At 41.8% G+C, this 13,713-nt stretch carries 7 protein-coding genes; 2 read left to right on the forward strand and 5 right to left on the reverse strand.

Translation table 11 applies throughout. The features are described 5' to 3' along the window. Positions 1 to 10: 10 nt before the first annotated feature. Complete coding sequence (locus AC1RJ8_RS14935; protein ID WP_492954718.1) at positions 11 to 901, reverse strand: carbohydrate kinase family protein; 891 nt, start codon at positions 899 to 901, stop codon at positions 11 to 13. 21 nt (positions 902 to 922) lie between these two features. Then, entirely contained in the window at positions 923 to 2,254 is a 1,332-nt protein-coding gene (locus AC1RJ8_RS14940) for a sugar porter family MFS transporter (protein ID WP_492954717.1), read from the reverse strand. A 336-nt stretch (positions 2,255 to 2,590) separates the two neighbouring features. Here AC1RJ8_RS14940 and AC1RJ8_RS14945 point away from each other — a divergent pair, with 336 nt between their 5' ends. Then, a complete protein-coding gene (locus AC1RJ8_RS14945) occupies positions 2,591 to 5,365 on the forward strand; it encodes a substrate-binding domain-containing protein (protein WP_492954716.1) in 2,775 nt (924 codons plus the stop codon). 469 nt (positions 5,366 to 5,834) lie between these two features. On the opposite strand, the gene AC1RJ8_RS14950 is transcribed toward AC1RJ8_RS14945, so the two are convergent. From AC1RJ8_RS14950 to AC1RJ8_RS14960, 3 genes are read right to left on the reverse strand one after another with little or no spacing between them, the layout of a single operon-like run. Further along, positions 5,835 to 7,220, reverse strand: a complete 1,386-nt coding sequence (locus AC1RJ8_RS14950) for an arylsulfatase (protein WP_492954715.1) — start codon at positions 7,218 to 7,220, stop codon at positions 5,835 to 5,837. A gap of 36 nt (positions 7,221 to 7,256) precedes the next feature. Further along, positions 7,257 to 8,747, reverse strand: a complete 1,491-nt coding sequence (locus AC1RJ8_RS14955; RefSeq protein WP_492954714.1) for a RagB/SusD family nutrient uptake outer membrane protein — start codon at positions 8,745 to 8,747, stop codon at positions 7,257 to 7,259. A gap of 9 nt (positions 8,748 to 8,756) precedes the next feature. Next, a complete protein-coding gene (locus AC1RJ8_RS14960; RefSeq protein ID WP_492954713.1) occupies positions 8,757 to 12,152 on the reverse strand; it encodes a SusC/RagA family TonB-linked outer membrane protein in 3,396 nt (1,131 codons plus the stop codon). Positions 12,153 to 13,146: 994 nt separating this feature from the next. On the opposite strand from AC1RJ8_RS14960, the gene AC1RJ8_RS14965 reads away from it, so the two are divergent. Beyond that, a complete protein-coding gene (locus AC1RJ8_RS14965) occupies positions 13,147 to 13,683 on the forward strand; it encodes an RNA polymerase sigma factor (RefSeq protein ID WP_492954712.1) in 537 nt (178 codons plus the stop codon). Positions 13,684 to 13,713 lie beyond the last annotated feature (30 nt).

The following is a 13,713-nucleotide window of genomic DNA, read 5'->3' on the forward strand; positions in this document are numbered from 1 at the left end:
TAATGTTCAGTTAAAATATTTCGTCAATAAACTTTTTGTATTCTTCAATCTCATATTCCGGACAGCCACCCTTTTTGGTGGCGATAAAAGCGCCCATTCCGATCGCATTTTTTATAATGTTTTTTGGTGCCAGTCCCAATTGGTGATTGGCAATGAAGGCTGCAAGAAATGAATCTCCACTCCCAATGGTATCGTTAACCTTTACCTCAGATCCCCAGGCGTGGTAGGATTGATCCATTCTATAATAGGAAGCCCCAAATTCTCCTTTAGTTACGATTACCTCTGGAACACTGAAGCGTTCCTGTATAAAACGGACCTGCTCCCTCTCATTTATGAACCTTCCCCCGAAAAGGATCTGGGCCATGTGTAGCTCCGACTCGTTAAATTTTATGATATCTGCCCGTTCCATCAGATTTGCCAAAAGGCTCTTATCAAAGAAAGGAGGACGGAGATTGATATCAAATACCTTTATTGCATCGCTTTCCAGGAATTTGAACAGCGTTTCTCTGGAAAGCGTATTTCTGGAGGCCAGGCTTCCGTATACAAAATATGTGGATGATTGCAGTGCGCTATCGATCGTGGACTGGTGATCTATAAAATCCCATGCCACGGGAAACACGATTTCATAGGAAACCTCATTTCTGCTGCCCACGCGGGCGATCACTTCACTGGTAGGGTGGACTGTATCGCGCTGAAGGAGGCTTTTGTTAATTTGCCAACCGTCAAGCAAACGTTCCAGTTTTACTCCGTTTTCATCATCTCCGATTTTACTGATGATACTACTGGACAGTCCAAGCTTATTGAGGTGATAGGCCACATTTAGCGGTGCACCACCTGGCATGCGCCCATCAGGCAGCACATCCCATAATATTTCGCCAAAGCATATAGCAGGTGTGATCATATTCTTGTCTTTCTTTTTTATTTAGTGCATTACAATTCCAGTCTCTATCTGCTCCAGAGATTTCCCCTTTGTCTCAGGCATCATCTTCCAAACGAATACCAGCTGCAATACCATCATGGCACAGAAAAAGAAAAATATGTTTGCACCTCCAAACGACTCTGCCAGATAGGGAAAACAGAATGCAATCAGTGCTGCCATTACCCAATGGGTAGAACTGCCGAGTGTTTGCCCTTTTGCCCTGACCTGATTTGGGAAAATCTCTGAAATAAATACCCAGATAACTGCCCCCTGCGAAAAAGCAAAAAAAGCAATGAAGAGCATTACGTAAATCGGGATCTCAAACCCGTTGGATGAACCACCCAGAAATGCGATTGCAACAAGTCCAAGAGAAATGATCAGTCCGAAAGAGCCGATCAGCATCAGTGTTTTTCTCCCAACTTTATCTATAATATTGATCGCAAGCAGCGTAAATATAAAATTGACCATTCCGATACCAACAGTTGATAAAAGTGAAGAATGCGCACCAAGCCCTGCCATTTCAAAAATTCTTGGTGCGTAATAGATAATGGCATTTATACCAGATACCTGATTGAAGAAGGCAAACAGCACGGCCAGGACAATAGGCCTGTTGTACTTTCCTGAAAAAAGTCCATCCGAAGATTTGTCTTTCAGCATATCCTGGCCTGACTTCTTGATGGCGGCAAGTTCTTCATCGCAGTTTAGTGGATTTATGATGCGTAGGATTTCCAACGCTTTATCGTATGCACCACGTTTAAGTATAAGCCATCTTGGACTTTCAGGAATAAAGTAGATTAGCACAAGGAATATTATAGATGGAAATGCCTGAACACCAAGCATCCATCTCCAGGATGCCTCTCCTCCCTGGCTTAGCAAATAGTTTGAAAGATAAGATATCAATATTCCCAGTACAACATTGAACTGAAAAAGCCCTACAAGCCGACCCCTTCTATGTGCCGGAGACACCTCTGAAATATAAATGGGTGCAGTAACAGAAGAGATTCCCACACCTAAACCACCCAAAAAGCGGAATGCTAAAAAGATATACCAATTATCTGCCAGTGCGGTACCCAGTGAAGAAAGTAAGTATGCTGCGGCTACGAAATAAAGTGTATTTTTTCTTCCGAAATAATCAGATGGGCGGGATCCTACCAGAGAGCCGATTACTGTACCGATAAGTGCAATAGATATGGTAAGTCCATGTGCAAATGCTGAAAGGTTCCAAAACTGTTGAATGGATTTTTCAGCTCCTGATATAACGGCTGTATCGAATCCAAACAGAAAGCCGCCTAGGGCTACGACCATGGACCAAGCCAGGACGGAATGTTTTTTCATAAGGGTTTATTTATTGGTTGAGGATTGCAAATTGGTCAAAAACGGGAAGGGAGGATAACAAATCTGTTCCAAAAAAATACAATCTTGACACATCAGTTAAAACACTGACTAACAGATGATTAAAATTTATTATTTTTACCTGATCTGATATAGTTACACTTTTGAAACATCAATATTAAGATTTTGATGCATCTGCACCTTTCATCCTACCACTCGCAGCCGAGCGCTAATTCATTAAAGTTTCAAATTTGATTATCTTTAAAATTATTTTGTTACAAACAGGATCCTAACCAGATACAACCGGTGCCAGACACTGCCCTTATTAAAATGATAAATATGACCGCAAGACTTCACTTCCTTTATAGGATACTTATAATGGTCATCCTAACGGCTATTCTTTGTGGCTGTAGCAACAAGAAAAAGGAAGCAAAATACGTTATAGGATTTTCACAATGCGTTGGCTCGGATCTGTGGCGGAGAACCATGCTGGAAGAGATGAAAATGGAGCTTTCGTTGCATCCAGGTGCCACATTGATATATAGAGATGCAAACAACAGCAATAGAAAACAAATCTCGCAGGTAGGGGAACTATTAAAAATGAATATTGACCTGTTGATTATATCTCCTAACGAGGCACGGCCGCTCACTCCAATCGTTGAACAGGCTTATAATAGTGGCATTCCTGTGGTTATTATCGATAGGAAAACATCATCTTCGGCTTATACCGCCTATGTCGGTGCAGACAACTATCAGATTGGCAAGATGGCCGGGCAGTATGTATCCGGTCTGCTAAAAGGGAAAGGAAATATTTTAGAAATTATGGGACTTCCAGGTTCCTCTCCCACAATAGAGCGCCAGAGGGGATTCGCTGAAGGGCTCCAAAAATCTGCTAATATTAGAATTTCGAATCAGATCTATGGAGATTGGTTAAAATCGCACGCTATTGACGAGCTATTGAAAATGAAGGAGGCATTGCGTACCACGGACCTAATTTTTGCTCATAATGACCAGATGGCTTCTGCAGCCAGGGAGGCGTTAGATAAACTCGGAATAAAAAGGAAGGTGGCCATTATTGGAATAGATGCGCTACCTGGACAAGGGGGCGGCCTTCAGATGATTGATGGCAAAGTGATAGATGCCAGCTTGCTTTATCCAACGGGAGGCAAAGAGGCAATTTCCACAGCATTCCGTATTCTTGGAAAAGAATCCATCCTCAAAGAAAATATCCTTCAGTCTGTGGTGATAGATTCATCGAATGTTCAGCTCATGAAACTGCAGTGGAATAAATTTAGCAGCCAGCAGAGAGATATCGAACGGCAGCAATCACTCCTGGCTGAACAACGTTCTTTATTTGACAACCAACAGCTTACATTAAACGTCACCGTGGTTACCCTGGTGCTATCTGTGGTTTTCGGGGGACTGGCTTTTTTCTCCCTACTGGAAAACAGGAAGATCAACAAAAACCTGGAGGCGAATAACCTCGAAATCCTTAACCAGCGTAATAAGCTTATTGAGATGTCTGAAAAGGCTAAAGAGGCGACTGAGGCCAAACTGAACTTCTTCACCAATATATCTCATGAATTCCGCACGCCCCTTACCTTGATACTCTCTCCCCTGGAAGATCTGATTAATAATGAAAAAATTAATGCACTTGCAGGAAAAAACCTGAAGCTGATCAATAAAAATGTTTTTCGCCTGTTGCGCCTGATCAACCAGCTCATTGAGTACAGAAGGATTGAATATGGTAAGATGCGCATAAGATCGACATCGAACAATCTTATAGATTTTATTGCAGACATCATTGAGACCTTTCAGCTCGCTGCAAAAAAACAGAATATAGACCTCAGACTCTTCACTAAAGAATCGGATATAACAGTATGGTTTGACGTGAACATGTTTGATAAGGTAATTTTCAACCTGATATCTAACGCACTAAAATTTACTCCAGCCAATGGAATAGTTCACGTTACAGTGAGTAAAGACGATGCTCATATCTCTATCAAAGTGGAGGACAATGGACCAGGAATGGATCAGGAAGAAATCCTCCATATATTTGAACATTTTTATCAGGCAGATTCGAACGCAAGAAAAGGATCCGGATTGGGCCTTTCCCTTTCGAAGGAACTGATGAATCTTTTACATGGAGACCTAACCGTAGAAAGCAGGAAATGGCACGGTACTATCTTCACCGTCACCCTGCCCCTTGGGTCATCACACCTTCGCGAAGAAGAGAAACACACCCAACAGGCAGAAAGAGAAGAGCTTTATGAAAATGCGAAAATTTATACGAGCGAACTAGAGCATCTCAAGAGAGAAAAGAACCATGATTTGTTGCGTGAATTAAAGGAACGGTCGGTATTGATCATCGAAGACAATGCAGACCTTTTGCATTATCTGGCTGAGAAACTTGATGAGGAATACGAGGTATTTATTGCAAATACCGGAGAGAGCGGGATCACTTCTGCCTACGAGCAGGTACCAGACCTGATCATCTGCGATGTGGTACTGCCAGATCTTTCCGGGAAGAAAATTACAGAGAAGCTCAAATCCGACATTCGTACATCCCATATCCCCATCATCCTGCTCACCGCACAGGGCAGTGTAGAACAGCAGATCAATGGCTTCGAGAGTATGGCAGATGCCTATATCGTTAAACCTTTCAACTATGAATATTTACTGGCAACTGTGCGGAACCTGATGAAAAACAGACTCCTGCTAAAGTCTCATTACACAAGCGATATCAGTTCTGGAAACAGGCAGCCTATTTCAAAAAGTCTGGATAAAAAATTTGTAAATGATTTCTCCGGTCTCGTGGAGCAGAACCTGGGCAATGAAAACTTCAGTGTAGAGGAGATCAGCAAAGCCCTGGGGGTTTCAAGGGTGCAGCTATACAGAAAAGTAAAGGCCTTGCTGGATTGCAGTGTAACGGACTACATCGTTAACAGAAGGCTAAAAAAAGCAAAATTTCTATTGATCAATGAAAGGTATACAATCGCAGAAATCACCTATATGGTCGGATTCTCCTCGCCAAATTATTTTTCGACGGTATTCAAATCGAAATATGGCATGAGGCCAAGTGAGTTTAAGAGAAATCAATCCCCAACCCAATAGCCAAACATGAAAAATGGGTTCCATTTTACCTTCAGACTTAGCGCCTGTTTAAATTTTATTATAAATTATTAGTATGTCAGTCTGTCCAAAGGACTCCTGTAGAGAGCGTAGTCGAAGACCCGTTTTTCGATATATTAAAAGCAATCGACTCCACTACCATTGACAGACCTCCATAGAAAGGTCGTCATTGCGAGGAGGAACGACGAAGCAATCTTTCATGCTAGTGATCCTTTCCATAAAGATTGCTTCGTCGGCTGAAAAAGCCTTCTCGCAATGACGATTCCTCGCAGCTTACAATACACTAAAAATCCTTATGTCATTTATATTGATTTTTATACAATAAATTACCCCTCAGGGTGACAAAAATGTTAGATAAGTAAAATAATTGTATCAAATTTAAACAGGCTCTTAAACTATTTTAATTATAAACCGTTAGTTCCCGATCGAGCATAAATGAAGAAAACGGCCTCTATTTTACCGTCCAATAAGGCGAATCTGTTCTGGCGGTTAAAAGATAATCCTCAATTTTCTTCACAATATCAGGATGGGCAGCAGCTACATCATTGGTTTCGCCAATATCCGTTTTAATGTCGTAAAGTTCGAGTTTATGGTTTCTTTTCACCCCTTTCCACCGACCATAACGCACGCCCTGCTCAAAGCCCAATTCAAAAAATTCCCAATATAAAAAACGGTCGGTTTTAACCTTACCACCCTTAATAACCGGATATATACTAGTGCCATCTGTACGGAATCCAGTAGTTTTACCGGCAATCTCTCCAAAAGTTGGCATAATGTCAGGGAAATACCCCGGCACATCACTTGTTTTCGGCGCATTTTTAATAAAAGGCGCCCATGCAATAAACGGAATCCTGATCCCTCCATCGTACATATCCCTTTTGTACCCTTTAAGTTTACCGTTCGAATCAAAGAATTCGGATACCGCTTTCAGCTGACTGGTAGGCTCCGACCTTGGGCCATTATCTGATGCAAAAAACACAATTGTATTCTCCGACAGGCCACTTTTGATCAGGTAATCTTTTATTGTACCTACCGACTGGTCTAAATAATACACCATAGCCGCATAGGTCTTCATATCTTCAGGCCAGTTTTTATTCTTATAGATGGCCTGGTCTGGCACATCCAGTGGTGAATGCGGATTATTAAAGTTCAGCATTAAAAAGAAAGGCTTTTTGTTATCTTTTTGGGTTTCCAGATAAGCAAGGGCCTCATCTGTACAGATATTGGTTTCATAATAGCCTTTTCTTGCATTGGTATTTGCTTCTACCGTGAGGAGCTTGCCATTTACATAACGGTGATCAGGCCAATAGGTGCTTGCATAAGTTGAGGGAATATTGATCAGCCATCCCGAAAATTTATCAAAGCCCCTTTGTAAAGGTGTAGCGAGCGAATCATACCCATCCACATGCCATTTTCCAACTAACGAAGTATTATAACCGGCATCCTGCATCAGGTTTCCTATAGTATAATCATCCTTGTTAAGATTGGCCCGGTACACCACATTTTTCCCTTTTTTCCCCGCAAGCCCTCCTTGTTCGGTTGCATTGCCCCTAATTGTAGCATGCCCGGTGTTCAGGCCTGTAAGAATGGATCCCCGTGAGGGTGAACAGACCGGAGCACCGGCATAAAAATCGGTAAACCGCGTTCCTTCATTGGCCAATTTATCAATATTTGGCGTGAGAATCTGTTTTTGCCCGTAAACACCAACATCTCCATAACCCAGGTCATCAGCCAGAATAAAAACAATGTTGGGCTTTTGCCCAGCCTTTCGCTGGGCAAATATTGCTCCATTATACAGTAACGAAAAACCAATGATGATTAAACTTCTCTTGATCATTTTATTGAATTAAAACCTTATTCTTACCATAATATACTAGTTATAACCCGGATTTTGAGTATAAAGGCCAGGTGCAGTCTGAATTTCTGCTGCAGGCACCGGATAAATAACATAGTTCGGTACAATTTCATTAATTTTCGTAATCGCATCTGCCACTCTCCAGGCATTCATCTGTGAAACTGCTAATCCTTCCCGAACAAGGTCATTCCAGCGAAGTCCCTCCCCTAAAAATTCTCTTTGTCTTTCCTGCATCAAAATCGGAATTGTTACGTTAGATAAAGCACCAACTCCAGCTCTGGCCCTTACCCTATTTACACTGGCATCAACATCTGCCTGAGAACCTGCTGCACCATGAAGGATACATTCGGCTTTCATGAGCAATATATCGGTATAACGCAGTACGATAAAATTAATCGGCCAATCTCTTCCCGATAAGCCCTTTTTAGCTACATCGATATATTTTTTAATAAAAGGACCAGCAGTATAGGTAGTGGCTACATTGAAAGGATATCGCACATCGGTGCCACTTACCGTATTGGTGGTGTAAGAATTGACCAGACTTTTTGATACCGGAAAAGTACTGGCTCCATAGCCGTTCCCAAAACTGTTAGAAATCCCATTACTGGTCCAATAAGCTACAGGCACCAAATGGGAAGGAAAACCTGCTCCGTTTAAACTCGAAGCAAACTGTATGTCGAACACCACTTCACTATTGTTTTCGTTGGTGTAAGAAAATATTGATGCATAATTGGAGGCAAAACTGTAAGGACTCCCGGTAAGTACGGCATCGAACAAAGCCGCAGCCTTATCATATTCATTGCTGTTAAGGCCAGGTCCGTTTATACCATAAGTAGGCCCCGATTTGGTAAGATAAACCAGTCCCAACAGACCTTTTGCAGCATAGGAAGTTGGCCTACCAAGATCAGTTCCGGTAAAAGTTGCGGGTAAATTGGCTGCCGCATACTGCAGATCAGATTCGATCAGTGCATAAACATCGGCTACAGGACTACGTGGAATGCTTGCTACTTCCACAGCGCTCTTTACCGTCGATATTAATGGCACCTGGCCAAAAGTCCGTACCAGGGAAAAATAATAAAATGCCCTTAAGAAACGGATTTCGGCGGCATACCTTGTTGCATTTGCGGCAGTGAGCACGCTTCCTTTGGTTTCTAATGCTGCCAGAACCGTATTCGCATTATATATGCCATTGAAATTGGCTTTCCAGGCAGTAGTGATAAACCCAGTGGTGGTAATACTCGGGGTAAAATTATTGATCCCGTCCCAATCGCGGTTACCATCAGAAGTCGCGTTTAAGTTGTCGCTGCGCGTTTCACCAAGCCACAATGCCTGGCTGGGATAATTGCTCAACTGGGAATACACCCCATTTACAGCCTGAAGAAAGTCGTTATTATTGGTAAAAAAATTCTCTGTAGCCAAACTCGACTCTGGTGTTTGATTTAATTGTTTTTCGCAACTGCCCAACAGCAGCATTGCGGAGAACAGGGTTAAATATATTTTCGTTTTCATCTTATTCTACTAAAAACCAATGTTTATTCCAATTGAAGCTGTTTTACTTAATGGTGCCGAACCGTAATCGCCTGATATTGCATAGCTTGCATCGCCACTTACGTTCGTATTCTGCGCCTCGGGATTCGCTCCCCCCTTATATTTGTCATGGGAGAAATAGTTTTCCAATGCAACAAATATCCTTGCCGAAGAAATGCCGGGAGTTTTAATCAATCCCTTCAGGTTATAGCCCAAAGTAATGTTCTGCACCCGAAAGAAATCGCTGGAGTAAACCCAATCAGAGGTTACGTTTGGATAGGTATAAGTAGCGCCCAACCTGCCCCTTGGCGCATCCGGATTAGGATCTGCTGCGGTCCAGTGGTCTCTCCATACCCCAAGAACATTTGCGGTTGTACTTCCAGAAAAGTCGATTGCACGGCCCAGATAAGAAAGTATCGAACCTCCATGCTGACCATACAGCTGTATACCAAGGTCGAAATTCCCGTATTTAAAATTGTTTGTCAACCCCCAGGTATATTTGGGAGAAGGCTGGCCACCTACTACCCTGTCGGCAGCACTGATTTTTCCATCGCCATTGGTGTCAACGTATTTCGCGTCGCCAACTTTCTGTCCGGATACTTTTGCTATAGCCGGATTGGCGATATCTGCAGCTGTTAAAATTCCATCGGTTTTAGTGATGTAATAGCTGAAAGCAGGGAGTCCTTCCCTCAGCAGATATGGTGCATTGCTACCGCTATAAGCAGAAGCGATTTCGATATCGGCATGTGTTGGACCAAGATCGGTTATGGCATTTTTGTTAAAGGCAATGTTGGCATTCATCGTCCAGGTGAAATTGGCTGTTTTTACGTTTACCGTATTCAGTCCGAATTCCAATCCTTTGTTTACCACCGCACCTATATTTTGTAAACTTGTACTGAAACCACTTGCAGATAGTACCGGCAGGTTTAACAACAGATCGGTATTCTTTTTATGATAGGCATCGAAGGTGAAATTGATTCTGTTGGCCAAAAGACTGAGGTCTAAACCAAGATCATAGGTGTTGGATGTTTCCCATTTCAGCGCTTTATTGGCAAGGCCCGAAACCACCTGCCCGGTAGCCGTTGTTGGTGTATTACCACCAAATACGTAATTCGAATTTACCAGGGTACTTATGGCATTATAGTCGCCAATGTTGTTATTGCCCGATTTACCCCAGCTTAATCTTAGTTTTAACTCACTAATGGCTTTAACATCCTTAAGAAAAGATTCTTCTGAAACTTTCCATCCGGCAGATACTGAAGGAAAGGTTCCCCAGCGGTTTTCGGATCCAAATTTAGAAGACGCATCTCTTCTGATGGTACCAGATAAGAGGTATCTGTCTTTAAAAGCATATTGAAGCCTGCTATAGTACGAAAACAGGGTATTATTAGCTGCGGTTGAAGTTCCTGTAGTGGTTACCCCTGCAGCGTTGGCAATGGCATTACTAAGGGTTTTGATGATATCGTTGGCAAAACCTCCGGCCGTTGCAAGGCTTACCCCTTCGGTATGCACTATATTGTACGACACCCCCGCAATGGCAGAAATCTTATGGACACCGGCAATTGTTGTGGTATAGTTAAGGGTATTCTCGTTAAGAAAGTTTTGTTTCTTGGTTACCGCGTAAGAGCCGGTTGAGTAAAGACCTGGATTCGTTAATAAAGCTGATGCTGCACCAACGGTAACCTGATCGGATGTATATTTTGAAGTATTTCTGTCTACGTTATCATAATTTAAGCTCGATCTTACTGAAAGGCCTTTAACTATTTGATAATCTGCATATATTGAAGCCAATAATCTCGAGGTTTTTACCTTGTTCATTGCAGTTTCGAGATAGGCATACGGACTGATTAGCCTTGGGCTCGCCCAGGTGTAGGTGCTGTTGCCGTAAGCGCCAGAATTTAAGCCTGCCGAACTTTCAACTACCGGCACCATCTGTAAAGCATTCATGAGCTGGTTATCCTTACCTTCGCCCGGAGGTGCATTATTAACAGAATAAGATGGCGCAAGGTTGATACCGAATTTAAGTTTCTTACTCGCATTGGCCTCCACATTGGCCCTTAAACCATAATTTTTAAAATTGGAATTAATCAACATTCCGTTTTGGTTAAGTACGTTACCTGAAATAAAGTAGGTCACATTTTCTGCTCCTCCGCTTGCTGAAACCTCATAATTTTGATAAGGTGCATTGGTAAAGATGGCATCCTGCCAGTCTACATAATCAAGACCGGGGTGTCCGGGCTGTGCCCATCTCGGATCGGTCATAAAAGAGGTGTTAATGGTACCTGGAGCAAGGCCTAAAATAGCGGCTCTTTCAGCATTGGTTTGAGTAGCAGTTCTTCCAGTACCAGAAGCTAACCATGCAGCGTTGGCCAGTTCTGTTGCCTGGGCAACCCACTCATCAGCACTAAGCACATCGATCTTTCTGGCTACCGAACTAATACCTGCGTTGGCATTCACACTAATTCTTGGTTTGCCCGCAACACCTTTTTTGGTTGTGATAATCACCACTCCATTTGCGGCACGAGAACCATAAATAGCTCCCGCAGCAGCATCTTTTAATACCTGAACACTCTCGATATCGTTAGGGTTAAGGTTGTCGAGCGGACTGTTCGAAATACCTCCGGAGGCATTCTGGCTGGCTACATCCAAAGGAAAGCCATCCAATACATAAAGGGGTTCATTACCTGCCGTGATTGAGCCAGCCCCGCGTACCTGGATACTTAAACCAGCTCCTGGTGTACCGCTTTGCTGCCTTACCTGAACGCCGGCCATCTGGCCGATAAGCGCCTGTTCAACTCTTGATATCGGCTTTTCTTCTACTGCTTTTGCATTAAAAGTGGCCACTGAGCCTAATACATCGCTTTTTCTTTGCGTACCATATCCTACCACAAGTACTTCTTCAAGCTTACTTTGATCAGGATCAAGTTTTATAGAGAGTGGTTGGCCTTTATAAACCACTTCCTGTGTTTTATAACCTACATAGGTAAAAACTAAAGTAGGCTGATTTAGTTCGGTAACCAGTTGAAATTCGCCGTTGGGATTTGTTGATACCACCTGAGCAGTTCCTTTTAACCTAACACTTACCCCAGGCAGGGGAAGGTTCTTTTCGTCTGTTACTTTTCCTTTAATTGTGACAGTCTGCGAGCGTAGAACTGAGATATTTGAAATCTCCAAAGAACTACCTGGAAAATTATATGTTATCAAATTTGCCACAACGGCTACCTTTGAATGAGAGTGGGGGTTAATATTTTGTCCTTCGCCGCTTCTTTTTGCCCTGGCCTGCAGAACGGAGGAAACCAGAAGAATTCCTGTTAGGCAGGGCAATAAAAGTATTTTTGACAAAGGTGTATTATGCGAGTCCTTCCAGGACTTTCCGCTTATTTTCATAATTTATATTGTTTTATGCCAATCATGAAACTGCAACAAGCTTCAGCAATATGAAAAATTCCCGTGCAGAATTCATAATTTTGACATGATCATTGAATGAACTGACCGGATGCAACGCCAATTGATCTCCGGTAATGGTCGAAATCTGGGGAGAATGCGGAAACGCATTTTCCCTTATTTGTATTCAGTAACTATTCTATTTTTTGCAAGCTCCTTTCTATACCTTTGGGTACTATATTTTATCATTGATTTTAGATTTATCCATTCAACATTTTCGGTTAGCCACTCCTTTATTTCATTCCCACATCATGTTAAGATTATACAGAGGTTGTGACTTTAGTGTATCTACTTACGTTTGATTATTTCCCTTACACATGGTCATTAAAAAAATAAAACTAGAGAAGAGACTAACACCAGAGGATCAACAACAGCAACAAAAGTTATTACAGGATGTATTAGAGGTCGGATTAAGGAGATAAGCAACTGTTTTGGGTATCATAATATATTAAATCTATAGTATTAGTAGACAAAATTATATTATCTTAACATAGCCTACAAACATTTAACAAATTTTACGACTTTGATAATTTTTCAACTTCCGGCAACGATGGCATAACAATTTATACGCGTAAAAATTATTCTATTCGTAAAACTATCTGTGTTATTGTGTATAAAAATTTGTTTTTTCAGCTAATTTGTTCAACAATCCGAATTAGCGTGCTACAAAGCCCAAAACCTAACTCCCTCTTTACTATTAAACCATAATTGGATAAATTTTAGCTAAAAATAAACACCTGTTGAAAGACTGAGCCTGAAATACATCTGAACATTTATCCTATTAACTGTTTGTTCACATTACAGCTGTATAAAATATCAGCGAGGCTTAAATCCTAAATCTAAACAGTGGAAACAGCTGCATCATGCTTAGTACCAGACCTTTCTTGCTTTTCTGAATTTCAAAGTATATATTTATCGCCTGCTTTAATCTATATTAATGGAGATCTCTGACCAAATATTATTGAATGACCTCAAGAACGGCAAAAAGACTGCCTACGAACAGGTATTTAAAAAATATTACAAACCACTCGCGCTAAAAGCATATATGATGCTGGAAGACGAAATGGAGGCGGAAGATCTGGTCCAAAACCTGTTTATTTCCATGTGGCAAAAATCACATTACCACGCTGTAAACAGCTCCCTTAAAGCTTACCTTTTCAGGGCTGTGCATAATCAATGCCTAATGGCCTTAAGGACAAGAAAAGTTACCCAGCAAAAAATGGATGAATATACGGAAAGGATAAACCTGGAGGAGGATATTGAACAATCAGAACAGACCGGCAGCGAAAACACCATTAACCTTGCCCTTAACGAGCTTCCTGCCCAGCGCCAAAAAGCATTTAAGCTGGTTTACATGGAAAATAAAAAATATCAGGATGCAGCCAATGAAATGGGGCTTTCTGTTAATTCAATAAAAACGCATTTGAAGCTTGCGGTTAAAATGTTACAGGAAAAATTGATCACATTCAGATGAGCGTTCACCTAATGATACTATAACTGCATC

This window comes from Pedobacter sp. GW822-FHT03F06, from assembly GCF_058801365.1.